Origin of the sequence: Collimonas humicola, from assembly GCF_018304945.1 — a bacterium.
GTDB lineage: Bacteria > Pseudomonadota > Gammaproteobacteria > Burkholderiales > Burkholderiaceae_D > Collimonas > Collimonas humicola.
In genome coordinates, this window is record NZ_JAGQEE010000001.1 from 1,899,888 (window position 1) to 1,923,239 (window position 23,352).

The 23,352-nt window shown below is 61.8% G+C and carries 21 protein-coding genes; 9 read left to right on the forward strand and 12 right to left on the reverse strand.

Annotated features, from left to right (window positions below):
* The first annotated feature begins 4 nt into the window (after positions 1 to 4).
* From cueR to KHU30_RS08635, 6 genes are all read left to right on the forward strand, one after another.
* Complete coding sequence (cueR, locus tag KHU30_RS08610; RefSeq protein WP_211442285.1) at positions 5 to 394, forward strand: Cu(I)-responsive transcriptional regulator; 390 nt, start codon at positions 5 to 7, stop codon at positions 392 to 394.
* A gap of 21 nt (positions 395 to 415) precedes the next feature.
* The gene (locus tag KHU30_RS08615) at positions 416 to 820 is read left to right on the forward strand and encodes a hypothetical protein (RefSeq protein ID WP_211442115.1); all 405 of its coding nucleotides are present in this window, start codon (positions 416 to 418) and stop codon (positions 818 to 820) included.
* A 148-nt stretch (positions 821 to 968) separates the two neighbouring features.
* Entirely contained in the window at positions 969 to 2,363 is a 1,395-nt protein-coding gene (locus KHU30_RS08620) for a TolC family protein (protein WP_211442116.1), read from the forward strand.
* A gap of 2 nt (positions 2,364 to 2,365) precedes the next feature.
* A complete protein-coding gene (locus KHU30_RS08625) occupies positions 2,366 to 3,757 on the forward strand; it encodes a multicopper oxidase family protein (RefSeq protein ID WP_211442117.1) in 1,392 nt (463 codons plus the stop codon).
* Positions 3,758 to 3,792: 35 nt separating this feature from the next.
* A complete protein-coding gene (locus KHU30_RS08630) occupies positions 3,793 to 4,284 on the forward strand; it encodes a cupredoxin domain-containing protein (protein ID WP_211442118.1) in 492 nt (163 codons plus the stop codon).
* Positions 4,285 to 4,515: 231 nt separating this feature from the next.
* Positions 4,516 to 4,863 carry a copper-binding protein gene (locus KHU30_RS08635; protein ID WP_230427238.1) on the forward strand — a complete coding sequence of 116 codons (348 nt, stop codon included), beginning with the start codon at positions 4,516 to 4,518 and terminating at the stop codon, positions 4,861 to 4,863.
* A 15-nt stretch (positions 4,864 to 4,878) separates the two neighbouring features.
* Here KHU30_RS08635 and KHU30_RS08640 read toward each other — a convergent pair whose 3' ends face one another.
* Positions 4,879 to 5,382, reverse strand: a complete 504-nt coding sequence (locus tag KHU30_RS08640; protein WP_211442119.1) for a hypothetical protein — start codon at positions 5,380 to 5,382, stop codon at positions 4,879 to 4,881.
* Between the two features lie 156 nt (positions 5,383 to 5,538).
* Between KHU30_RS08640 and argA the strand changes: the two genes are divergently transcribed.
* Positions 5,539 to 6,849: an amino-acid N-acetyltransferase gene (argA, locus tag KHU30_RS08645; protein ID WP_211442120.1), complete on the forward strand. Its 1,311-nt coding sequence runs from the start codon at positions 5,539 to 5,541 to the stop codon at positions 6,847 to 6,849.
* 94 nt (positions 6,850 to 6,943) lie between these two features.
* Complete coding sequence (locus tag KHU30_RS08650; RefSeq protein WP_211442121.1) at positions 6,944 to 7,216, forward strand: oxidative damage protection protein; 273 nt, start codon at positions 6,944 to 6,946, stop codon at positions 7,214 to 7,216.
* 164 nt (positions 7,217 to 7,380) lie between these two features.
* On the opposite strand, the gene KHU30_RS08655 is transcribed toward KHU30_RS08650, so the two are convergent.
* The 10 genes from KHU30_RS08655 to KHU30_RS08700 all read right to left on the reverse strand — a co-directional run bounded on the left by KHU30_RS08655 (position 7,381) and on the right by KHU30_RS08700 (position 20,250).
* Entirely contained in the window at positions 7,381 to 10,785 is a 3,405-nt protein-coding gene (locus KHU30_RS08655) for a glycosyl hydrolase family 95 catalytic domain-containing protein (RefSeq protein WP_211442122.1), read from the reverse strand.
* Between the two features lie 199 nt (positions 10,786 to 10,984).
* The gene (locus KHU30_RS08660; RefSeq protein ID WP_211442123.1) at positions 10,985 to 12,055 is read right to left on the reverse strand and encodes a porin; all 1,071 of its coding nucleotides are present in this window, start codon (positions 12,053 to 12,055) and stop codon (positions 10,985 to 10,987) included.
* 235 nt (positions 12,056 to 12,290) lie between these two features.
* Positions 12,291 to 13,229: an ABC transporter substrate-binding protein gene (locus KHU30_RS08665; RefSeq protein WP_211442124.1), complete on the reverse strand. Its 939-nt coding sequence runs from the start codon at positions 13,227 to 13,229 to the stop codon at positions 12,291 to 12,293.
* An 87-nt stretch (positions 13,230 to 13,316) separates the two neighbouring features.
* Positions 13,317 to 14,360, reverse strand: coding sequence for an ABC transporter permease (locus KHU30_RS08670; protein ID WP_230411347.1), 1,044 nt, complete (start codon positions 14,358 to 14,360; stop codon positions 13,317 to 13,319).
* A 33-nt stretch (positions 14,361 to 14,393) separates the two neighbouring features.
* On the reverse strand, positions 14,394 to 15,977 hold the full coding sequence (locus KHU30_RS08675; protein ID WP_211442125.1) for a sugar ABC transporter ATP-binding protein: 1,584 nt from the start codon (positions 15,975 to 15,977) through the stop codon (positions 14,394 to 14,396).
* Between the two features lie 104 nt (positions 15,978 to 16,081).
* Positions 16,082 to 16,858 (reverse strand): SDR family oxidoreductase, encoded by a 777-nt coding sequence (locus KHU30_RS08680; RefSeq protein ID WP_211442126.1) that lies wholly within the window; start codon positions 16,856 to 16,858, stop codon positions 16,082 to 16,084.
* Positions 16,859 to 16,941: 83 nt separating this feature from the next.
* Positions 16,942 to 18,219 carry an L-fuconate dehydratase gene (locus KHU30_RS08685; protein ID WP_211442127.1) on the reverse strand — a complete coding sequence of 426 codons (1,278 nt, stop codon included), beginning with the start codon at positions 18,217 to 18,219 and terminating at the stop codon, positions 16,942 to 16,944.
* Between the two features lie 17 nt (positions 18,220 to 18,236).
* On the reverse strand, positions 18,237 to 19,091 hold the full coding sequence (locus KHU30_RS08690; RefSeq protein WP_211442128.1) for a fumarylacetoacetate hydrolase family protein: 855 nt from the start codon (positions 19,089 to 19,091) through the stop codon (positions 18,237 to 18,239).
* Between the two features lie 65 nt (positions 19,092 to 19,156).
* The gene (locus tag KHU30_RS08695; protein WP_211442129.1) at positions 19,157 to 19,921 is read right to left on the reverse strand and encodes an SDR family oxidoreductase; all 765 of its coding nucleotides are present in this window, start codon (positions 19,919 to 19,921) and stop codon (positions 19,157 to 19,159) included.
* Entirely contained in the window at positions 19,918 to 20,250 is a 333-nt protein-coding gene (locus tag KHU30_RS08700; protein WP_211442130.1) for a hypothetical protein, read from the reverse strand. Before KHU30_RS08700 ends, KHU30_RS08695 begins: the two co-directional genes overlap by 4 nt.
* A 26-nt stretch (positions 20,251 to 20,276) precedes the next feature.
* Here KHU30_RS08700 and KHU30_RS08705 point away from each other — a divergent pair, with 26 nt between their 5' ends.
* Positions 20,277 to 23,039, forward strand: a complete 2,763-nt coding sequence (locus tag KHU30_RS08705; RefSeq protein ID WP_211442131.1) for a M16 family metallopeptidase — start codon at positions 20,277 to 20,279, stop codon at positions 23,037 to 23,039.
* Positions 23,040 to 23,114: 75 nt separating this feature from the next.
* Here KHU30_RS08705 and KHU30_RS08710 read toward each other — a convergent pair.
* Positions 23,115 to 23,352: hypothetical protein (locus KHU30_RS08710; RefSeq protein ID WP_211442132.1), on the reverse strand; the 238-nt coding region annotated here is incomplete at its 5' end.

The following is a 23,352-nucleotide window of genomic DNA, read 5'->3' on the forward strand; positions in this document are numbered from 1 at the left end:
GGCCATGAATATCGGCGACGCCGCCAGTGCTTCCGGCGTCTCGGCCAAGATGATCCGCCACTATGAAGAAATCGGCCTGATCCCGGCCGCCAGCCGCAGCGACGCCGGCTACCGCACCTATGCCGAGCGCGATGTGCACCTGCTGCGCTTTATCCGCCAAGGCCGTCTGCTGGGCTTCTCGATGAAGCAGATCGCCGAGCTGATCGGCCTCTGGCTGGACCAGTCGCGTCCCAGCAGCAAGGTCAAGCAGCTGGCGCTGACGCATATCGCCGAACTGGACGACAAGATCAAGGAACTGCAGGCGATGAAGGGCACGCTGGAACAGCTGGCTTGCCATTGCCACGGCGATGCGCGGCCGGATTGCCCGATCCTCGACGGGCTTGCCAAACTGTAAAACGATGCTAGAATCCGAACCATGTTTTCCCTGACCCGCCTGAAGAACCTGTTAATACTGCTGCTGGCGCTGGCAATCCCCTTGCAGGGATACGCGGCGGCGGCGATGGTTTTCTGCGGCCCGGAAAAACCTGCAGTGGCGCTGGTCGCCGGTGTCGACGGCCATGCCGGCATGGCGCATCATCATGCCGAGACGCAAAGCGCCGGCCAGGTCCAGCATGGCGATTCCGATCATGCGGGTTCGCACGACAACTCCTCCACTTCATGCAGTTCCTGCGCAGCCTGCTGCGTTGGCGTGCTGCCGGTCAATGCGCCGCTCACCGCGGTGCAGCCGTTGCCGGTGATTCATCCTGTTGTTTTCCCACTGTCGGGTTTTGTCGGCTACACGCCGGAGAACCCTGAACGCCCCCCTTCATTCCTCGCCTGACGCCGTCATTCCAAGTTCTTGCTGTATGCCCTGCAGCGGCAAGCTTGCCAGACAGCCGATGCAGCAACCGTAGCCGTCGCACACGCCTGTGAGCGTGCTCGCCAACGCTGGTGCATCGCGCTGCATTTGATTCGTTATCGAGGATGCCATGTTCATTTTTTTACGCAGGCGCGTGCTGCCTGCCGCGCTGCTGGCCGTCCTGGCCGGTTGCGCCAGCCTGAGTCCCGACCAGGGTTTTGGCGAGGTCGCCGTACTCGCCAAGCCGGGTCTGGGCCAGACGCCGCCGCGGGCGCGCACCGATGAGGAGCGTGCCGCCAGCCGGCAAATGGTGCAGCAACTGCTGCAAAAACCGCTGTCGGTAGACGCCGCCGTGCAGATCGCCCTGCTCAACAACCGCGGCCTGCAAGCCGACTATGAAGCGCTGGGCATCGCCGAAGCCAGCTGGGTGCAGGCCAGCCGCCTGCCGAATCCCGGCTTCAGCTTCGGCCGCACGCGCAGCGGCGACGACATCAAGATAGACCGCAGCTTTTCCATGGCGGTGATGGGCTTGCTGACCTTGCCGGTGACTGCCCGCATCGAAGCCCGGCAATTCCAGGTCGGCAAGCTGAACACCGCCAACCGCATCCTGCAGGTTGCCGCGGACACCCGCAACGCCTACTACCGGAGCGTCGCCGCCAGCCAGAGCGTGCGCTATCAGGAACAGGTAGAAAGCGCCGCCGCAGCCAGCAGCGAACTCGCTGGAAAAATGGCTCAGGCAGGTAATTTCAATCAGCTGGAACTGGCGCGCGAGCAAGCGTTTCATGCCGACGCCGTGACCCAGCTGGCGCGCTCGCGGCAGCTGGCGGTGGCGGCGCGGGAACAGTTGATCCGCCTGCTAGGCCTCAGCAGCGAGCAAAGCGGATTCACGCTGCCGCAGCAGTTGCCCGAGCTGCCTAAACAGCGCCCGTCCTTGCAGGATAGCGAACAGCTGGCAATGGCGCAGCGTCTTGACATCACGGCAGCGAAACTGGAAGTGGACGGCTTGCAGCAAAGCCTCGGACTGAACCGCGCCACGCGCTTCATCAACGTGCTGGAGCTGGCTTATCTGCACAACTCCGAACCGGGCGCCTCGCGCGAAACGGGCTACCAGGTCAGCCTTGAGATTCCCCTGTTCGACTGGGGCGGCGCGCGCGTCGCCAAATCGGAAGCGATCTACATGCAAGCCGCGCACCGGCTGGCGGAAACCGCCTTGAACGCGCAATCGCAGGTACGGGTTTCCTATGCCGATTACCAGAGCGCCTACGACCTGGCGCGCCACTATCGCGATCAGGTGCTGCCGCTGCGCAAGCGCGTTTCGGACGAATATCTGCTGCGCTACAACGGCATGCTGTCCAGCGTCTTCGAGCTGCTGGCGGACGCCCGCGAACAAGCCAATGCGGTGAATGCCGCCATCGACGCCGAGCGCGATTTCTGGATGGCGGACAACGCCATGCAGTTGGCGCTGGGCGGCCCCGTCAACCAGCCGCCGCAAACCGCGGCGAGCGCCAATCCACAAGGGAAATAAGCATGAGCCATTTATCGAGACGCGCCTTTTTGCAAGGCTCCGCGCTGGCGGTCAGCGCCGGCGCTGTCAGCCGCATCGCCGCCGCCAGCCTGCCCGAAGCAGTAACGCAAACCCAGGCCGGCACGCAGCCGCCGCTCAGCCCGGCCAGCGGCCGCCCCTATCAGCCGGTGGTCACCCTGAACGGCTGGACGCTGCCGTGGCGCATGAACAACGGCGTCAAGGAATTCCATCTGGTGGCGGAACCGGTAGTGCGTGAAATCGCGCCCGGCATGAAGGCCAAGCTGTGGGGCTACAACGGCCAGAGTCCGGGGCCGACGATCGAAGTGGTGGAAGGCGACCGCGTGCGGATTTTCGTCACCAACAAGCTGCCCGAGCATACCTCCGTGCACTGGCACGGCCAGCGCCTGCCGAACGGCATGGACGGCGTCACCGGCCTGACCCAGCCCGGCATCAAGCCCGGCAAGACCTTTGTCTATGAATTCACGGCGCGGCGCGCCGGCACTTTCATGTACCACCCGCATGCCGATGAAATGGTGCAGATGGCGATGGGCATGATGGGCTTCTGGATCACCCATCCGAAAGATCCCTCGTTCATGCGGGTCGACCGCGATTTCGTGTTCCTGCTCAACGCCTACGACATCGAACCCGGCGCCGCCACGCCGCGCGTCAATCAAATGACCGATTTCAACCTGTGGACCTGGAACAGCCGCGCCTTTCCCGGCATCGATCCGCTGGTGGTGCGGCAGCACGACCGGGTGCGCATCCGGGTCGGCAACCTGACCATGACCAACCATCCCATCCACCTGCACGGCCACGAATTCGTGGTGACCGGCACCGACGGCGGCTGGACTCCCCCGGCCGGCCGCTGGCCGGAGGTGAGCGTCGACATCGCCGTCGGCCAGATGCGCGCCATCGAATTCGACGCCAGCGAGCCGGGCGACTGGGCCCTGCATTGCCACAAGTCGCACCACACCATGAACGCCATGGGCCATGAAGTGCCGACCATGATCGGCGTCGACCAAAAATCGGTGCTGAAGAAAATCAACCAGCTGATCCCCGACTACATGGTGATGGGCGACAAGGGCGGATCCATGGGCGAGATGGAAATGCCGCTGCCGGACAACACCCTGCCGATGATGGGTGGCCAAGGCCCTTACGGCTCGCTGGAGATGGGCGGCATGTTCAGCGTGGTCAAGGTGCGGGCCGGACTGGCGCGCAACGATTATCGCGATCCCGGCTGGTATCGCGCACCCGCCGGCAGCGTCGCTTATGAATGGCAAGGCGCGGCCGCCGATTTGCCGGCCGCCGGCAGTCCCGGCCCGACGGCGCCAGACGCTGCAGACAAGGAGGCGATCGTCAACGTCGTCAAGCCTGCCGCGCATCGCCATCAATAGAACGTTATATTTTCATCAACCAAAGGAGTCCATCCATGAAAACTTCCCTCTTTATCTCCGTGCTCTGGTCCGCTTCACTGGTTTTTGCCGGCGCCGCGCATGCCGACGCCGGCCACCATCACGCCGACAGCGATGGCGCCATCGGCCAGCCCGGCCTGATGGCCGACGTCACGCGCATCGTCAAAATCGACATGGGCGACAATATGCGCTTCACGCCCGCCGACATCCGTGTCAGACAAGGAGAAACCATACGCTTCCTGGTCAGCAACAACGGCAAGCTGAAGCATGAAATGGTGATCGGCAGCGCGGCCCAGCTGGCGCAGCACGCGGCGCTGATGCGCAAGATGCCGGAGATGGAACACGCAGATCCTAACCAGGTGACGGTCGAGCCAGGCAAAAACGACGAGCTGGTATGGAAGTTCGACCGTGCCGGCACGGTCGATTTTGCCTGCCTGGAGCCGGGGCACTACGAAGCCGGCATGGTCGGAAAAGTCGTCGCCGCTCCCGCCAAAGCCTCGGTCAATTGAGCAAGAATTCCAAAACAATGACATTTTGGCATTTAGTAACGAGCTGTAAAAAGCCGGTACTTTTTGCCTGCGGTCGCCGAGTATGGACCTCTGAAGCGGAGCTTGATAAGCGCCAGCGCGGCCGCACATACAGTAGAACAGCCAGAGTATCCTCAGTCATCCCCCGGCATAAGCGATATCAACATGCCAAATTGAACACACCGGACACTTCAGTTTGAAAGGATCAAGACCATGCAATACCTGCAAATATTCGTTATTCTCGCCACCCTGATCGTCGGCATCCCTCTTAGCAGCATGGCAAGCACCAGCGATGCCAAGGAAATGCAAACCACGCCGGCCGACGAAACCGCGCTGCCCATGGTCGCCGGAGAAATCCGCAAGGTCGATACAGGCAGCGGCAAGATCACCATCAAGCACGATGAAATCCCCAACTTTGGCATGCCCGCCATGACCATGCTGTTCAAGGCCGGCGACCCGGTCATGCTGGAGCAGTTCAAGACAGGCGACAAGGTGAAGTTTGCGGTCGACAAGGTGGATGGCGCCTTGACTATTGTCAGCCTGGAGCTGGCGGCGGAATGAGCCAGGACCGCCGTCTTATGGACGCCGATTGACTATTCGGACATCCGGCGTCTCATTCGCCGGATTCACCAGTTCCAGCGTGACCACCGGCCCTTTGCGCGGATCATGCAGGAAGGTGATCCTCACCTTGCTGGCAGTCTCGATGCCGGCAAAATCCCTGGCCAGTATCCGGGTCACGTTCGGCAACTCTTCTGAACCGAGGGCAAAGGCGTCGCTTTCGTTCTGCTGATCGGAAGGAATATGGCCGTTCTTGTAGACACAGGCCACGGCTTGCTCGGCGGCGATGCCATTGCTCATGAGAAATGAATCGTTGACCATGAACAGGGCGGGAGGGATCCTGGCCAGGTCCAGCTGGCTGACGTCCGGCCAGTCGTTCTTGGTGATCACTTTGCCGCCCTCGTAATATTTGGCGACAAACTGGTCGCCCATGCAGGGCAGGTGCTCGGTCGCCGCCTCGGCGTGCTGCAACAGCTGTTGCACATCGGCGGGCTCAAATTCCACTGTAATCGTATTTATCATGGCCGGATTATCGCATTGCGGGAACGCGCGCAGGCAAATCGTCTTCGCTCGCGTGGCATGAAACACTTGTCGCCAGCCAGCTACGCCATCGATAAAATTGCCGCCAAATCATCGAATCCCTGCAGCCGGCATCACGTCCTGTATATAATGTGCGGCATGGAAAACCCCAATGAATTCGTAGAATGGCTGCGCTCTGTCGCGCCGTATATCCATGCCTTCCGCGGCAAGACCTTTGTGGTCGCCTTTCCGGGCGAACTGGTGACCGCCGGCGCGCTGCCGGTGCTGGCGCAGGACCTGTCGCTGCTGCATGCGCTTGGCATCAAGGTGGTCATCGTGCACGGCTCGCGCCCGCAGGTGGAAGAACAGCTGACGCTGCGCAATGTCGAAGCGCGCTTTCACAACGGCTTGCGCATCACCGATATCGCTGCGCTGGAATGCGCCAAGGAAGCTGCCGGCGAACTGCGCCTGGACATCGAAGCCGCATTTAGCCAGGGTTTGCCCAACACGCCGATGGCGCATGCGGCCATCCGTATCATTTCCGGCAATTTTGTCACCGCCCGTCCGCTCGGCGTGATCGATGGCGCCGACCTGCAACTGACCGGCGTGGTGCGCAAGATCGACTACGACACCATCCATCCTATCCTGAACGCCGGCGGCCTGGTGCTGCTGTCGCCGCTGGGCTTCTCGCCTACCGGCGAAGCGTTCAACCTGACCATGGAAGACGTGGCTGTCTCGGCGGCGATTTCCCTCCGTGCAGAAAAATTGATCTTCATCAGCGAAACGCCGCTGATGAAGGATGCCGGCGATACCGAAATCCGCGAGCTGTCTTCGCACCAGGCGCAAGCCGTGCTGGACAGCGGCTGCCTGCCGGCCGATTCCGCCTTCTACCTGCAGCACGCCATCAAGGCTTGCAACGCCGGCGTGCCGCGCGCCCACGTGGTGCCGTTCGCCACCGACGGCTCGGTGCTGCTGGAACTGTTTACCCACGATGGCGTGGGCACCATGATTTCCTACGAAAACCTGGAAAGCCTGCGCGAAGCCACGATTGAAGACGTCGGCGGCATCCTGAAGCTGATCGAACCGCTGGAAGCCGACGGCACGCTGGTCAAGCGCGGCCGCGAACTGATCGAGCGCGAAATTCATTACTTCTCGGTGATCGAGCATGACGGCGTAATCTTCGGCTGCGCCGCGCTGTATCCCTTCCCGTCGGAGCGCATGGCGGAAATGGCTTGCCTTACCGTCAATCCGGAAGTGCAGGCGCAGGGCGACGGCGAACGCATCCTCAAGCATATGGAAAGCCGCGCCCGCGCGGCCGGCTTCAGCAAGCTGTTCGTGCTGACCACCCGTACTTCGCACTGGTTCCTGCGGCGCGGCTTCGTCCACGCCACGGTCGACGACCTGCCCAAGGACCGCCAGCACATGTATAACTGGCAACGAAAATCGCTGGTGCTGATCAAGACTCTTTAAAATCAAGATCCGGCGCCAGTCGAACCATCCTCCAATCTATTGATCTTATTAGTGAGCCCGTTGCCCGGGCTCGCATCATCTACAAGGAAAAACCATGGCACGCACCGTTCATTGCATCAAGCTCGACAAAGAAGCCGAAGGCCTCGACTTCCCTCCTTACCCGGGCGAACTGGGCAAGCGCATCTATGAGAGCGTTTCGAAAGAAGCCTGGGCTGGCTGGCTCAAGCACCAGACCATGCTGGTCAACGAAAACCGCCTGAACCTGGCCGATGTGCGGGCCCGCAAATACCTGGCGGCGCAGATGGAAAAGCATTTCTTCGGCGACGGCGCCGACGCCGCTACCGGCTATGTGCCGCCGACCGAATAAACAGGCTTTACAGAAGCTCTCCCTTCCCTCCTCCTCTGCGGCAAAACAAGCATCGCTCGTTTTGCCGCAGAAGCAGCACCTCCCCGCCGCAATGCCGATCCGGATTCAAGTTTCCTTCAGTGGCCCGCGCTTGTCGCCAGATTGGCGCTAACTGGTCGCCGGATTCATGCCGGGACGATACTGCTCACCACGCCATTCACACGGACCTTCACTGGCGATTTGTCAGGCGCCTTGTCGGCGATGATGCTGTACGAAGTCACCGAACCGTTGTTCCACGCGCAGCTGACCTTGTAGCCGCCCCTCGCCCGCAAGCCGGTAAACGAGCCGGACGCCTGCCATGCCGCGGGACAAGCCGGCAGCAGCACAATAACCCCTTCATGGCTTTGCAGCAGCATCTCGGCCATGGCCCCCGGCATGCCGAGATCGCCATCGATCTGGAAGGTCTCCGGCATCATGGCGGTGAACAGGTTGGGAAAGGTGCTGTCTTTCAGGCTGCCCTTGATCATGGTCAGCGCGTTCTCGGCATCGGCCAGGCGTGCGAACAAGGCGCAGCGCCAGGTCCAGGTCCACGACTCGACGCTGTCGCCGCTGATGTCGGCCAGGGAGACGTTGCCGGCTGCGGTTCCCAGCGGCAGGCCGCAGCGGGCCAGCAAAGCGACCTTGGCGGCTTGCGCAAACGCAGGCGTGGCGGCCGGCGTAATCTGGCGGCCCGGATACACCGCAATCAGATGCGAGGTGTGGCGATGCGTCAGGCTGAGCCCTTTGCTCTGCATCAGAGCAGGGCTGGACTCATAGTCTTCCTGGAACTCCTGCAACTGCCCTTTGGCGCCGATCAGGTTAGGCGCAAGCTTTGCCTGCATCGATTTCACGGTAGCGAGCAAGCTGCTGTCGCCTGCCGGAGCCAGGCCGGCGCTGGCCAGGGCGGCGCTGGCGCTCTGGAAATTCTGGAATACGTCCCACACCAGTTCCTGGCCGAACATCACGCCATCCTCCGCCGGCCCCTGTTCGGGCGAGCCGGCATTCGTGCTGGGAACCACGTACAGCTGGTTCGCATTGAGCTTGAGCTGCCCGATCCAGAACTGGGCCACTTCCTTCAGCATCGGATACGCAGTCGCCTGCAAATAGTTCATGTCATGCGTGAAAGCATAGTGCTCCCACATGTGCTGCATGTACCAGGCGTTGACCGGCGTGTACCAGTTCCAGCTGCCGCCGCCGAAGATGCTTTGGCTGGTGCGCGCGGTCCAGCCGCTGCTGCCGGGGAAGTTCGCCTGCGTCGAGACGCGCAGGGCCGGCGCCTGGGCAACGATGAAGTCGGACAAAGGCAGGTGGCAGTCCGGCAAGGCGGTCGATTCCGCCGACCAGTAGCACATCTGGACGTTGATATCGTTGTGGTAATCGCTGTGCCACGGCGGGCTGTTGGAGTTGTTCCACAAGCCTTGCAGATTGGCCGGCAGGCCGCCTTTCCTTGAACAGCTGGCGAGCAGATAGCGCCCCAGGTGGAAGCGCGCCTGCTCCAGCGCAGGGTCGGCGCTGCCGCTGGTGCTCTGATAAGCGCTCAAGCGCATATCGGTCGGCAGCTTGAGCAGCGCCGCCGAGCTGCTGCCCCAGTTGGCGTCCACCGCCGTCATCAGCGGCTGGAAATCCGAAAAATGCGAGGCATACAGCGTGGCGAACGACTGCGCCGCAGCCGCGCTCAGGGTGGCGTTAACCACGGCAAGCGGATCGCTGTCGCTGCGCCAGCCGCCGCTGTAGCTTGCCGCGTAATTGGTCCGGGCATCCAGCAGCAGCATGATGCTGTCGCAAGCGCTGAACTTGATATTCGCGCCGCTCTGCGTGGCGCTGCCATTGCTGCGGAACAGGCGCGCCTTGGCCGCGTACTTCAAGCCGTTGTCGGCAAGGCTGCTGCTGAAGGACAGGCTTTCTTCGTTGGCCGAAACCAGCGCCGCAACGCTATCGCCCGCTTGCCCTGACGCCAGCTGCAGCAGGCCGGACAGGCCGCCCGGCGCTTCCGAGCGCAGCTGCATGACGATCACGTTGTCGACCTTGCTGGCAAATGTCTCGCGGATGAAATAGTTGCCGCCGTAAAGGTAGCTGGTGGTCTGCAAACCGTTCTGCAGATTCAAGCGCCGTTCGTATTCGCAGGCGACGGCCTTGCCTGCCGTGGTAAACGCGGAGCCGCTCAGCACGATTTCCGCGACCTGGAAGTGTCCCTTCTTGGGATCGCCGGAGCCGGCGTCCGCCGGGCATTTAGAGGTGTCGAAGCTGAAGCGCCAGTAGCGATAGCCGCTTGAACCGCTCAATGCAAAAGTCTGCTGCATCCCGCGCGCCGAGAACGGCGCTATCGATTTGCTGTCCAGCTGGGTCCAGCTGACGCCGTCGTTCGAGCCCGCCAGCGTCCAGATCTGCGGGTCGCGCGCCGGAACGTCATTGGCGCTGGTCAGGGCGTAACTGGAAATGGTTTGCGCCGCTCCCAGATCCATCTGCCATTGCACGATCTCGCCCGGATTGACGAACACGCACCATTTGGTGTTCGCCTTGCCGTCGACTGAGCTGTCGATGCGCTCGCTGCCGGAGCTGGTCAGCGCACCCATGCCATGGCCGGACGGCGAGAACGCATAGAGCGACTGCGACGACGGGTTTTGCAGCAGGCTCACGCCGTTCAATCCTATTTCCGCAATCTGGAAATGGCCGTCGTTGAGCGCGGCGGCCGACACCGTGAAATCGATCTTGTAATAGCTGTAGGCAGCAACGTTTGAAAATGCATAGCTGTTGGTCTGACCGCGGCTGGCGAACGGGGTCGTTGTGAAATTCTGGCTGTCCAGCACAGTCCAGCTGCTGCCGTTATTGGAACCGGATAGCACCCACTGGAGCGGGTCTCTGGCCGGCACGTCGTTGGCAGAACTCAGTGTGTAAGTGGAAACGACGGCAGCAGCGGAGAGCGTTGCCTGCCAGGTGACCAGGTTCGGCGGGCTGACGATGCACCACTTGGTGCTGAGATTGCCGTCAACGGTGGACAAGATGCCCTCGCCGGAACTGGAGGCGCTGGCGCTGACGTTCGGCGAGGTGATCGCCGGCGGCAGGCTGGCGCCGAAGGACAGCGACAGGTTGCCGAAGTTCTGGTAGCTGCCGAAGGGATCGCCGTAGGCGTCGCCATCGTAGTTGTTGACGCCGGTCCACAAACTTTGTTCATTGAATTGCATCTGCTCCAGCAGCACGCCGCCCGCCAGCATGGCGCCTGCACGGCCATTGCCGATCGGCAGCCAGGTGCTGGCCCAGTCGTTGCCCGCAGTCTGGTAGAACAGGTTCTGGCTGGCGTTGCCGGCGATCGGCGCGGTCCGGGCTATGCCGGGCAGGTCGGCTTTGCTGCTTGCCCTGGGGGCGGCGGACGCAACCGTAGCGGCAGGGCTGTCGGCACTGCCGCCGCCGCAAGCGGCCACCAGCGGCGATGCCGCCAGCGCCGTCATCTGGCCCAGCAATTTGCGCCGCGAGGGATTGGCCGGTACGCCTTTATCCGATGTGATCGTTGCAGCGACAGCAGGAAGAAATTCAGCATTTTTGCTTTTCGTCATGACGCTCGTCTCCAGTTATGTAGCGGCCCCGATTTGGAAATCTCTTCAACGTCCGCACCATCCATGCCAGGGCCAGAGGCTGGAGGCAATCAAAAAAAAAGAGGCAACAGCGACATTGCTGCTACTGCTGCAACTGCTGCCTCAACCTCGGAGATCCGGCAAGATCGGCGAGACACCGGCAAGGCCGGCGACTTATGCCTTAGAACGAATGGCTGATGCCGGCATAGCCGCCATTTTGTGCATGTCCCGGCAAAGGATTGTCGAACTCGGTGCCAAAATCGGCATTGCCCTTGTTGCGCACCGTGCCGACGGCCGCGTACAACAGCGTACGTTTCGACAGGTTGTAGTTGGCGCCAACCATGAACAGGCTGGCGCTGCCGGCGTCATGATTGAGCTTGGCGTGGAAGGCGCCGCCGATCAGGGTCAGGGCCGGCGTCACCGCGTAGTTGGCGCCTATCCAGTAGTGGTTCAGCTTGTCGGGCGCAGTAGGCGCGGCGGTGTCCGGCGCCGAGATGTTTTCGTAGCCGGCAAACAGCTTCAGCGCGTCTATCGTGTAAGTGCCGCCCACGATCAGGTCCTTGGACGCCGTGTAGACATCGGTGTAGCGGCCATTGGTGTCGCGGATCACGTCATAGATGCCGCGCAGCTCCAGGCCGCCATTGGTGTACACCAGGGAGATGCCGTCGCTGCGGCCGTTCTTGGTGGAACCGGCTTTTTCGCCCAGGCTGGTCTGGGCGGTGGCGTTGAAGCCGCTCCAGGTCGGCGTCTGGTATTCGATGACGTTATTGGCGCCCGGCCAGTTGCGGCCCTTGACCAGGCTGGCCGTGCCCATGAATTGCTGGCCGGTCGGATCGAGGTACCAGACGTCGTTGACGATGAACAGGTTCTTGCCGAACTTGATCGAGCCGGCGCTGCCGTTCAGGCCGACGTACGAACGCCGGTTGAACAGCGCGCTGCCGTTGGTGGTGCCCTTGGTGGCGTCGAAGCCCGATTCCAGCAAGAAGAAGGCGCCCAGCCCGCCGCCCAGGTCTTCGGTCCCCTTGAAGCCGATCATGCTGGTGCCCCACTGGTTGCCGGAAGCCGCCAGCTTGCTGCCGGTCTGGCCGGTCAGGTTGCCGTTGGCGTCCTTCAGGGCGACGCTGCTTTGGTAATCGACGCCGGCGTCGACCCGGCCGTAGATGGTGACATTGGTTTGCGCCTGCGCCTGGCTGCAGGCAGCGCCGATCAGCACAATGGCTGCCTGCATGCACTGCAATGTAAGTTTTTTCATGTTGAGTCCCCTTTATAGTTAAATTTTGTCCGACCACCCTCCTCTCAGCACCGGAGATAGATTCGAACCTTCGCTAGAAGCCTTTTGCATTGCGAGCGCGCAGCAGATCGCAACCGGCAGAGGCGCTGATGGCGCCAGCTGCCGGCAGCACCCGTCACGGGAGTCTGCTATTGCGCTGGATTACCCGGCCGCTGCAGCCTGCTGGCGGCAGCGGTCCGGCATGGAGCCTGGAAGATCAGTCGTACAGCACTGCAGCGATCTTAGGGTCGCCGATGTTGCTCTTGTCGTACCAGTAGAAGCCGGTGTCGATCACCTTAGGCAGCTTCTCGCCCTTGAGCGCCTTGACCGCGGCTTCCACGGTCTTGTAGCCGATGCCGACCGGGTTTTGCGTGATGGCGCCGGCCATGCTGCCGTCGCGGATTGCGTCTTTCTGCTGCTTGCCGGAGTCGTATCCGACGATCACCAGTTTGCGCTTCATTTCCTTGACGCCGTTGAGCACGCCGATGGCCGAGCCTTCATTGGTGCCGAAAGCGCCCTTCAGGTGCGGATAGGCCTGCAGGATGGACTTGGTGATCTCGGTCGACTTCAGCTGGTCGCCGCCGCCGTACTGGATGCTGACGATCTTGATCTTGGGATAGGCCTTCATGCGCTCGACGAAACCGTCGCGGCGGTCGATGCCGGTGCGGCTGGTCTGGTCATGCGCCACCACCGCCACTTCGCCTTCCTTGCCGATCAGCTCCGCCATCTTGTCGGCCGCCAGCGCTGCCGCCGCCTTGTTGTCGGTCGCTGCAGTGGTCACGGGGATGTCGCTGTCCACGCCCGAGTCAAACGCGACAATCGGGATGTGCGCGGCCTGCGCCTTCTTCAGCAACGGCAAGGCGGCCTTGCTGTCCAGCGCGGCGAAGCCGATGGCCTTCGGCTTCTTGGCCAAGGCTGCCGACAGCATATCGATCTGCTTGTCGACCATGGCTTCGGTTTCCGGGCCTTCGAACGATACCTTGACGTTGAAATCCTTGGCAGCCTGCTCGGCGCCCGACTTTACCGCCTGCCAGAACTGGTGCTGGAAGCCTTTGGAAATCAGCGGGATATACACTTCATCCGCAGTCGCCGCGGCGCTGAATCCCAGCGCAAGCGCCAGGCCGATGGCAATGTTCACTGCTCTTCTCTTTATCATTTCAAGTCTCCTCTATGGTTATCAACGACGGGTGAAACTGAACTCCCCCGTAACATCATTGCACGTACAAAACTTGCTCATGTCTTTTCACTGACGCCGGCGGCGCAGGATATCCATGTAAACCGCCAGGATGATGATGACGCCGGTCACCACGGTTTGCCATTCCTGGGCCACCGACATCATGCGCAGGCCGTTGATCAGCACGCTCATGATGAAGGCGCCGATGATGGTGCCGAGGATGGTGCCGGTGCCGCCCGACAGCGAAGTGCCGCCGATCACCACCGCGGCGATCGCATCCAGCTCGTAGCCCTGCCCCAGCGCCGGCTGCGCCGAATTCAGGCGCGATGCGATCAGCAGGCCGGCGATGCCACAGATGGCGCCGCCGAAGGTATAGATCGCCACCTTCCAGAAATCGACGTTGACGCCCGACAGCCGCAGCGCTTCTTCATTGCTGCCCAGCGCAAAGGTATAGCGGCCGAAGATGGTCTTGTTGAGAATGATGCCGGCGGCGATCGCCACCAGGAACAGGATCAGCACGGCGTTAGGAATCGGCAGCGCCGGGATCAGGCTGCCGATCAATGAATCCTGCGAAATGGCCGAGAAGCCCGGCGTATCGTTGAAATAGATCGGCTTGGTGCCGGAGATCACCAGCGACAAGCCCTTGAGCAGCATCATCATGCCCAGCGTGGCGATGAAAGGGGGAATCTTGAGCTTGGCCACCAGCACGCCGGAAATCCAGCCGCACAGGGCGCCGAAAAAAATCGCGGCGGCGATGCCGACATAGATCGGCAAACCCATGTAGGTCAGGAAGACGCCGGCCATGACCGCGCAGAAGGTCATCAGCGTGCCTACCGACAGGTCGATGCCGGCGGTAATGATGACGAAGGTGCAGGCAATGGCCAGCACGCCGTTGACGGCGGTCGACTGCAGGATGCTGACCAGGTTGTCGATCTCCAGGAAATTGGAGGAGGCGAAGCTGAAAAACACCAGCAATGCCAGCAGGCTGGCGAACGCCAGCAGCTTCTGCCGCGTGGCGGGATGGAAGATCTTGGCCTTGACGGCCGCGTATATGCCCTGGGCGCCCCGCCCGGGCTGCGGCGCTTGTGACACGGGATTCTGGATATTTGCCATGGTGGTTTTCATCGTAGGTAAGTGATTCGGATGTCAGGCGGCTTGGGCTGTCCGTTTGTCGTCTCGTTTATCGTCGCGCAATGTCGCCAGCTGCATGATCTTTTCCTGCGAAGCTTCGGCGGCCGACAGTTCGCCGGTGATGCGGCCCTCGCACATGACCAGGATGCGGTGGCTCATGCGCAGCACTTCCGGCAGCTCCGAGGAAATCATGACGATCGCCTTGCCCTGCTCCGCCAGGCTGTTCAGCAGCTTGTAGATTTCGCTCTTGGCGCCGATATCGATGCCGCGCGTGGGTTCGTCGAAGAACAGGATGTCGCAATCGCGCAGCAGCCACTTGGCGATCACGATCTTTTGCTGGTTGCCGCCGGACAGCAGGCGCACCGGCTGCTCGACCGAGGGCGTCTTGATGCTGAGCTGGCGTACGTAATCCTGTGCGGTGGCGCGGATCGCCGCCTGGTCCAGGAACAATCCCTGGCTCAGGAACCGGTTCATGCTGGACATGGCGACATTGGTCTTGACGTCCAGCCCGGTGGCCAGGCCGAAGTGCTTGCGGTCTTCCGACAGATAGCCGATGCCGTGCGCCACCGCATCCCTGGGCGACCTGATCGACACCTTGGCGCCGTGCACCAGGATCTCGCCGGCATCGATGCGGTCGGCGCCGAAAACGGCGCGCGCGACTTCGGTGCGGCCGGCGCCCATCAAGCCGGCAAAGCCGAGGATCTCGCCTTTGCGCAGATTGAAATTCACATCCTTGATGAAGGCGCCGCGCCGCAAGCCCTTGACCTCCAGCACAATCTCGTTGCCGGACGTGTCGGGCGCCTCCGGTCCGCTGTTGTCGATCTGGCGCCCGACCATCATGCCGATGATGGCTTCCATGGAGGTGGCGGCGGTCGGCACGGTGGCGATGTACTGGCCGTCGCGCATGACCGTGACGCGGTTGGAGATTTGCCGCAGCTCGTCCATCTTGTGCGAGATGTAGATGATGCCGACGCCATGCGACTGCAGTTGCCGGATGATGCGGAACAGATCCTCTATTTCCGCATTGTTGAGCGCCGCGGTCGGCTCATCCATGATCAGCACGCGCGAATCGAAGGACAAGGCCTTGGCGATTTCCACCATCTGCTGCTTGGCCACGGTCAGCTCGCTCACCAGCGTGGCAGGATCGAGATCGAGGCGCATGCGCTTGAAGATTTCGCGCGTTTTACGGTTCAGCGCATCTTCGTCGAGGAACATGCCGAAGCGGCCGCGCGGTTCGCGGCCGATGAAAATGTTCTGCGCCGCGCTCAGGTGGTTCATTAGATTCAATTCCTGATGGATGATGCCGATGCCCAGCGCCTGCGCCGCGCGCGGATTGGGAATCTCCACCAGCTGCCCTTCGATGCGGATCTCGCCGCTATCCTTGGGATAGACGCCCGCCAGCACCTTCATCAAGGTCGATTTGCCGGCGCCGTTTTCGCCCATCAGCGCATGCACTTCGCCGCGCTGCAGGTCGAAGCGGCAGTTGTCCAGCGCGAGCACGCCGGGGAAGCGCTTGGTGACGTTTTCCAGGGAAATGATGTAGTCCGACGGCGCGGCCTCGGCCTGCCTGTCTACGCCCGGGTTTTCTGATTGCTGCATATCTACTCTCATGATGCACGGCTGGCGGCAAGGCCGGTCGCGTTAAATCAATCTATCAAGGTGCAGGCAAGCGCCTGCCTCCTGTCGAGTCGTATCAGGCCGCGTCAGGTCAGGGCCCTGTCCAGATGGCTGTAACCGCCGTCCACGTACACCCACTGCCCGGTGGTATGCGAGGCGCGCGGCGACAACAGGAACACCGCCGTATCGGCAATCTCTTCCGCCGTGGTCAGGCGCTTGCCGAGCGGGATCTTGCCGGTGATGGCGGCCAGCTTTTCCTCGGGATGGTCGAAGCCGGCAATCCAGTTGCGATACAGCGGCGTCATTACTTCCGCCGGGATCAGGGCGTTCACCCGCACCCCGTCGCTCGCCAGCGCCGCCGCCCATTCGCGCGTCAGGGAAAGCTGGCCGCCCTTGGCGGCGCAATAGCCGCTGGTGTTGCCCTGGCCGGTCACTGCCGTCTTTGAAGAGATGTTGACGATGGCGCCGCGGCTGGCCTTCAGGTGCGGCACGCAGTAATGCGCCATGGTGTAGTAGTGGATCAGGTTCTTTTCCAGCGATTCGACGAAGGCTGCGCGGCCTGCATCGAGGCCGATGTTGTCATTGATGCCGGCGTTGTTCACCAGGCCGTCGAGATGGCCGAATTCCGCCACGGTTTGCGCCACCGCCAGCCGGCATTTGTCTTCGTCCATCAGGTCGAGCTGGATGATGCGCGCCTTTTCCTGCAGGGCCAGCAGCGCCGTCTTGAATTCCGGCGCCGGCTGGCTTTTTCCCAGGATGACGGGAATCGCGCCTTCAGCCGCCAGCTGCAGCGAGATCGCGCCGCCGATGCCGGCGCCGCCGCCGGTCACGATCACCACTTTTCCTGCTAAATGTAAGTCCACCTTGCCGTCTCCATTTTTATAATTGTTTTCACTTACTCTTTATAGATCAACTGCCGGCGATTTCCAACCGGCAGACATGCTGGTCAACCCCGGAACCGGTATTTCTCCAGCGATTCCGGTTTCATCGTAATCGAAAAACCCGGCGCCGTCGGCGGCATGTAGCTGGCGTCGCGGATGACGCAGGGATCGACAAAATGCTCATGCAGGTGGTCGACGTACTCCGTCACCCGCCCTTCCTTGCTGCCGGATATGCACACATAGTCGATCATCGACAGATGCTGCACATACTCGCACAAGCCGACGCCGCCGGCATGCGGGCATACCGGCAATTTGTATTTGGCCGCCATCAGCAGCACCGCCAGGATTTCGTTGACCCCGCCCAGGCGGCAGGAATCGATCTGCACCACATCGATGGCGCCGCGCATGATGAACTGCTTGAAGATGATGCGGTTCTGGCACATTTCGCCGGTGGCGATCTTGACCGCGCCAATGCCTTCGCCGATCTTGCGGTGCCCTTCGACGTCGTCCGGGCTGGTCGGCTCTTCAATGAACCACGGCTTGGCAAAGGCCAGCTGATTGACCCAGGCGATGGCCTGGTCGACTTCCCACACCTGGTTGGCGTCGATCATCAGCTGCCGGTCCTGGCCGATCACCTCGCGCGCAATGGTGACGCGGCGGATATCGTCGGCCAGGTCGCGCCCGACCTTGAGCTTGATGTGGTTGAAGCCGTTGTCGACTGCTTCCTGGCAGAGGCGCCGCAACTTGGCATCTTCATAACCCAGCCAGCCGGCCGAGGTGGTGTAGCAAGGGTAGCCTTCCCGCTGCAGCGAACGGATGCGCTCGGCCTTGCCCGGTTCCTGGGCGCGCAGCAAAGCCAGCGCCTCTTCGGGCGTGATGCAGTCGGTCAGGTAGCGGAAATCGATGACGCGCACCAGTTCCTCTGGCGACATGTCCGTCACCAGCTGCCACAGCGGCTTGCCTTCGGCCTTGGCCCACAGGTCCCAGACCGCGTTCACCACGGCGCCGGTGGCCAGGTGGATGGCGCCCTTGTCCGGGCCGATCCAGCGCAGCTGGCTGTCGGAGGTGACGTGGCGCCAGAAGCGCCCCATGTCGGCGCTGATCCAGTCCAGCTTGAGGCCGACCACCAGATGTTCCATGGCCTTGATGGCGGCGCAGCAGATTTCATTGCCGCGGCCGATGGTGAAAGTCAGGCCGTGGCCCTCAAGGCCTGGCTGGTCGGTTTCCAGGATCACGTAGGCGGCGGAATAATCGGGATCGGGATTCATGGCGTCCGAGCCATCCAGCGTTTGCGAGGTAGGGAAACGCACATCCAGTACGCGTATCGAGCGAATTGTAGTCATCGTGGTGCTCTTCCTGGTCAAAGTGAGACGGTGCGCTGGCGCTGCTCGCCCAGGCCATCGATGCCCAGCCGCATCACCTGGCCGGCGCGCAGATAGAGCGGCGGCTTTTGCCCGAGGCCGACGCCCGGCGGCGTCCCGGTGGAAATCACATCGCCCGGCTGCAGGCTCATGAAACGGCTCAGGTAGCTGACCAGCGCCGGCACCCGGAACACCATGGTGGCGGTATTGCCGTTCTGGTAGCGATGGCCGTCCACTTCCAGCCACAAATTCAGCGCGTGCGGATCCGCCACTTCATCGGCGGTCACCAGCCAGGGGCCGAGCGGACCGAAAGTGTCGCAGCCCTTGCCCTTGTCCCAGGTGCCGCCCAGTTCCAGCTGGTACTGGCGCTCGGAGACATCGTTGATGACGCAATAGCCGGCCACGTGCTTGAGGGCGTCCGCTTCTTCGATGTAACGGCCGCCCGTGCCGATCACCACGCCGAGTTCGACTTCCCAATCGGTCTTCAGCGAACCGCGCGGGATTTCGACATCGTCGTCCGGGCCGCAGATGGCGCTGGTCCACTTGTTGAACACCACCGGCTCCTTCGGCACTTCCATGCCCGATTCGGCGGCATGGTCGGAATAGTTCAGGCCGATGCAGATGAACTTGCCGACCGCGCCCACGCAAGGACCAAGGCGCAGGCCTTGCTGCGGCGTACCGTCCACCAGCGGCAGGCGCTCCAGGTCCAGAGTCCGTAATTTATCCAGCTCCGCAGGCGCCAGCCAGCGGCCGGCGATATCCGCCACCACGCCGGACAAGTCGCGCACACGCCCCTGCGCATCCAGCACGCCGGGCTTTTCCTGGCCCTTGGGGCCGTATCTCAACAACTTCATGGGTTCGCTTTCCTAGTCCTGGTTAATCAACTGTCGGGTTCGTATTCAATTGGAATGCATCGGGATCAATTGGACCAGCCGCCATCGATCAGGTGAATGGCGCCAGTGGTGAATGAGGATTCGTCGGAGGCCAGATACAGCGCCAGCGCCGCAATTTCTTCCGCCTTGCCGACCCGTCCCATCGGCTGGCGGGCGACAAAGGCCGCCTGGATTTCAGCGATCGGCTTGCCTTGCAGCTGGGCCTGTTCCCTGATGCGCGCTTCCAGCGACGGCGATTCCACGGTGCCCGGGCAGATGGCGTTGCAGCGGATGCCGCCGGCAACGAAATCGGCGGCGACCGCCTTGGTCAGGCCGATCACCGCCGCTTTGGTAGTGCCGTAGACAAAACGGTTCGGCACGCCCTTCACGCTGGAAGCTGCCGAGGCCATGTTGATGATGGAGCCGCGGCCTTGCGCCAGCATGCCCGGCAGCAGCGCCTGGATCAGGCGGTACATGGATGACACATTGAGATTCCAGGAGAATTCCCAGTCCTTCTCGCTGCAATCGAGAATGCTGCCGTGGTGGACGTAGCCGGCGCAGTTGAACAACACGTCGAACGGCGCCTCGGCCTGCGCCAGGGCAGCCACGGCGGCAGCGTCGGTGACATCGAGCTGCTGCGTGACCAGCGTGTTGCCGGCGGCGCGCGCCAGCGCCGCGGTTTCTGCCAGCGCGGCGGGGTTGATGTCAGTCGCCAGCACCTGCCCGCCTTCGCGGGCAAACATCAGGGCCGTGGCACGGCCTATGCCTTGGCCGGCAGCTGTCAGCAGGATGCGTTTTCCTTGCAATCTCATTGCTTCTGTCTCCTTGTTGTTTTGCCTGGACCTGTCAGCCTTTGATGCAAAACCCGCTTATTGGTCCATTGGTTGGACCAATAATAGTGCTTAACTTTTGGCTTTGCAATCAAAATATGCAGGCCGTCCGACACCGCAAGGTTGAACATTTGTGTTCGCTGTGCACGAACCGCCTGTCGGGATTTTCTGTGCCAGCCCCGCAAATGTCCTTTTTTTATCAGTCCTGTATGGCAAAATATGCAAGGTTTGTTCTGTCCGAAGGCAGCATCAATGACGCCACCCACCGAATCCAGATTCCTTACTTTCATCCTTAGCGTATATTTGTCCATCCACCTCTCCACAGATCGGAAATTTCATGCATTTATTCCGTAAACGTCCCTGGTCAAACCGGGTGCTGTCCTATCTGCTGGCCGCGGCCTGCGGCATCGGCTTCACCGGCATCACGGAAGCCGCCACCGCACTGCCGGCCGGCGTGACCCAAGGGCCGTCCGCCGAAGGCATCACCGAATACCAGTTCGCCAACGGCTTCAAGGTCTTGCTGTTCCCCGATGCTTCCAAGCCTACCGTCACCGTCAACATGACCTATCTGGTCGGTTCGCGTTTCGAAAACTACGGCGAAACCGGCATGGCGCACCTGCTGGAACACCTGATGTTCAAGGGCACGCCCAACCACCCTTCGATTCCCAAGGACTTCAGCCAGCGCGGCATGTCGTTCAACGGCACCACCAATGTCGACCGCACCAACTACTATGAAATCTTCCAGGCCGGCGACGACAACCTGAAGTGGGCGATCAACATGGAAGCCGATCGCATGCTGCACTCCTTCATTGCCCGCAAGGACCTGGACAGTGAAATGACGGTGGTGCGCAATGAATACGAACAGGGCGAGAACTCGCCGTTCGGGGTGCTGATCAAGCGCCTGCAAGGGGTCGCCTACGATTGGCACAACTACGGCAAGCCGACCATCGGCAACCGCAGCGACATCGAAAACGTCAAGATAGAAAACCTGCAGGCTTTCTATCGCACCTACTACCAGCCCGACAATGCGGTGCTGCTGATCGCCGGCAAATTCGACCCGGCCGCCACGCTGGCATGGGTCAACCAGGCTTTCGGCAAGCTGCCTAAGCCGGCCCGCAAGATGCGCGATTTCTGGACGGTGGAGCCGACCCAGGACGGCGAGCGCAGCGTCACCATCCGGCGCCAGGGCGACGTGCAGATTGTCGCGGTCGCCTACAAGATCCCCAGCGAACTGCACGCCGACACCGATGCCCTGGCCTATGCCGGCGCTATCCTGGCCGATACGCCCAACGGCCGCCTGCACAAGTCGCTGGTCGAAACCGGCAAGGCCACCGCGGTGTTCAACTATGAAATGACCGGCTATGCGCCAGGCCTGGAAATCATCGCAGCGGTGGTCAAGAAAGGCGAGCCGATCGAACCGGTGCGGCAAGCGCTGATCGACGGCGTCGAGCAATTTGCCAAGACGCCGCCTACTGCGGAAGAAATAGAACGCGTACGGCTGGCTAACGCCAACGCTTTCGAGAAGCTGCTGAACGATCACCAGCGCGTCGGCGTCGCCATGTCCAGCACGATTGCGCTGGGCGACTGGCGCCTGCTGTTCCTCGGCCGCGACCGCTCCAACAAGGTCACCTCTGTCCAAGTGGCGGCAGCGGCAGCGCACTACTTCACACGCGACAACCGTACCGTCGGCCTGTTCCTGCCGGAAGACCAGCCGCTGCGCGCGGATGTCCCCGCCGCGCCCGGCCTGGCCGAGGTCCTGAAAGACTACAAGCCGGCGCAGGCCATCGCCGATGGCGAAGTTTTCGATCCATCGCAAGCAAATATCGATGCCCGTACCCAGCGGTCGCAGATAGGCGGATTGAAAGTCGCGCTGCTGCCGAAGAAGACGCGCGGCGAAACCGTCTCGGTCAATCTCGATCTGAAATGGGGCGACGAGAAGAGCCTGTTCGGCAAGAAGACGGCGTCCGAGCTGGCCGATGCAATGCTGATGCGCGGCACCGCCACGCTGACGCGCGAACAGCTGGCCGACGAGTTTTCCAAGCTCAAGATCAGCGGCGGCCTGACGCAGTTCCAGACCACTCGCGCCAACCTGCCGGCGGCCTTGAAGCTGGTCGCCAGCGTGCTCAAGCAGCCGCGGTTCGATCCGGCGGAATTTGAGCGCCTGCGCAAGGAAGCCCTGGTCGGGCTGGAAGCCGCGCGCAACGAGCCGAACACGCTGGCGGCGGAAGCCATCGCCGAGCATTTCAATCAATATCCGCAAGGCCACTGGCTGGCGGCGCAAAGCACCGCCCAGCAGATCGCCAGCATCCAGGCCGCAAAGCTGGCGGACGTCACTGCCTTCCATCATGATTTCTACGGCGCCTCGCAAGGCGAGCTGGCGATCGTCGGCGATTTCGACGTCGCCGCGGTAACTAAAGTCGTGCAGGACGAGTTCGGCGGATGGAAAAGCGCCGCGCCCTACCAGCGCGTGATCCGCCATAACTTCGATGTCGCGCCGATGCAGAAAGTGATCAACTCGCCGGACAAGGAAAACGGCTTCTACGTAGCGCGCCAGAATCTCGACATGCGCGACGACGACGCCGATTATCCGGCCATGACGGTGGCCAACTACCTGTTCGGCGGCGGCAGCCTGAAATCGCGCCTGATGGACCGGGTACGGCAGAAGGAAGGCCTGTCCTACGGCATCGGTTCCTCGGTAGACATCAGCGCCATCAGCCGCGCCGCCCGCTTCTCGGTGCAAGCCATCGCCGCTCCGCAAAACCTGGAGAAAGTCGACCTGGCAGTCAAGGAAGAACTGGCGCGCGTGCTGAAAGAAGGCTTCAGCGCCGAAGAACTGGCCCGCGCCAAATCCGGCATCCTGCAGGAAAACCAGCGCGCCCGCTCCCAGGACAACGCCCTCAGCGCCGGCTGGACCAGATACCTGGACCTCGACCGCACCTTCGTCTGGAGCAAGCAAATCGAAGACAAGATCAGCGCCCTGACAGTAGAACAAGTCAACGAAGCCTTCCGCAAACACATCGACCCAAGCAAACTGAGCGTGGTGATGGCGCGTGACGAAGTAAAAGCAAAAGCAGCGACAGCAGTAGCAGCAAAACAGTAAAACAGTAAAACAGTAAAACAGTAAAACCAGGCAGCAACCAAAAAACCGCTGGCGGTTCGCAGAAATTGCGAACCGTCAGCGGCTTTTTCTTTTGGTGTTGACGTTGACGTTGCAGTTGCAGTTGCAGTTGCAGTTGCAGTTGCAGTTGCAGTTGCAGTTGCAGTTGCAGTTGCTTTTGACGTTGGGGTTGCTTTTGACGTACCCCGCATTGAGACGTTGCCAAATCCGGCGCGTGTCAGCCGGGAATTGTGAGGGGCATGTTTGAGCCGAAGGCGAGTTTTGCCCCTCACCCGGCTGGCGCGCGCCGGATTTG

Excerpts from the sequence above, each read along its gene's own strand:
- cueR (WP_211442285.1), top strand. The coding sequence starts at position 5 with ATGAATATCGGCGACGCCGCCAGTGCTTCCGGCGTCTCGGCCAAGATG.
- KHU30_RS08675 (WP_211442125.1), bottom strand. The coding sequence starts at position 15,977 with ATGCAGCAATCAGAAAACCCGGGCGTAGACAGGCAGGCCGAGGCCGCG.
- KHU30_RS08670 (WP_230411347.1), bottom strand. The coding sequence starts at position 14,360 with ATGGCAAATATCCAGAATCCCGTGTCACAAGCGCCGCAGCCCGGGCGG.
- argA (WP_211442120.1), top strand. The coding sequence starts at position 5,539 with ATGGAAAACCCCAATGAATTCGTAGAATGGCTGCGCTCTGTCGCGCCG.
- KHU30_RS08685 (WP_211442127.1), bottom strand. The coding sequence starts at position 18,219 with ATGACTACAATTCGCTCGATACGCGTACTGGATGTGCGTTTCCCTACC.
- KHU30_RS08705 (WP_211442131.1), top strand. The coding sequence starts at position 20,277 with ATGCATTTATTCCGTAAACGTCCCTGGTCAAACCGGGTGCTGTCCTAT.
- KHU30_RS08700 (WP_211442130.1), bottom strand. The coding sequence starts at position 20,250 with ATGGACAAATATACGCTAAGGATGAAAGTAAGGAATCTGGATTCGGTG.
- KHU30_RS08650 (WP_211442121.1), top strand. The coding sequence starts at position 6,944 with ATGGCACGCACCGTTCATTGCATCAAGCTCGACAAAGAAGCCGAAGGC.
- KHU30_RS08625 (WP_211442117.1), top strand. The coding sequence starts at position 2,366 with ATGAGCCATTTATCGAGACGCGCCTTTTTGCAAGGCTCCGCGCTGGCG.
- KHU30_RS08660 (WP_211442123.1), bottom strand. The coding sequence starts at position 12,055 with ATGAAAAAACTTACATTGCAGTGCATGCAGGCAGCCATTGTGCTGATC.
- KHU30_RS08665 (WP_211442124.1), bottom strand. The coding sequence starts at position 13,229 with ATGATAAAGAGAAGAGCAGTGAACATTGCCATCGGCCTGGCGCTTGCG.
- KHU30_RS08615 (WP_211442115.1), top strand. The coding sequence starts at position 416 with ATGTTTTCCCTGACCCGCCTGAAGAACCTGTTAATACTGCTGCTGGCG.
- KHU30_RS08690 (WP_211442128.1), bottom strand. The coding sequence starts at position 19,091 with ATGAAGTTGTTGAGATACGGCCCCAAGGGCCAGGAAAAGCCCGGCGTG.
- KHU30_RS08640 (WP_211442119.1), bottom strand. The coding sequence starts at position 5,382 with ATGATAAATACGATTACAGTGGAATTTGAGCCCGCCGATGTGCAACAG.
- KHU30_RS08620 (WP_211442116.1), top strand. The coding sequence starts at position 969 with ATGTTCATTTTTTTACGCAGGCGCGTGCTGCCTGCCGCGCTGCTGGCC.
- KHU30_RS08630 (WP_211442118.1), top strand. The coding sequence starts at position 3,793 with ATGAAAACTTCCCTCTTTATCTCCGTGCTCTGGTCCGCTTCACTGGTT.
- KHU30_RS08635 (WP_230427238.1), top strand. The coding sequence starts at position 4,516 with ATGCAATACCTGCAAATATTCGTTATTCTCGCCACCCTGATCGTCGGC.
- KHU30_RS08695 (WP_211442129.1), bottom strand. The coding sequence starts at position 19,921 with ATGAGATTGCAAGGAAAACGCATCCTGCTGACAGCTGCCGGCCAAGGC.
- KHU30_RS08655 (WP_211442122.1), bottom strand. The coding sequence starts at position 10,785 with ATGACGAAAAGCAAAAATGCTGAATTTCTTCCTGCTGTCGCTGCAACG.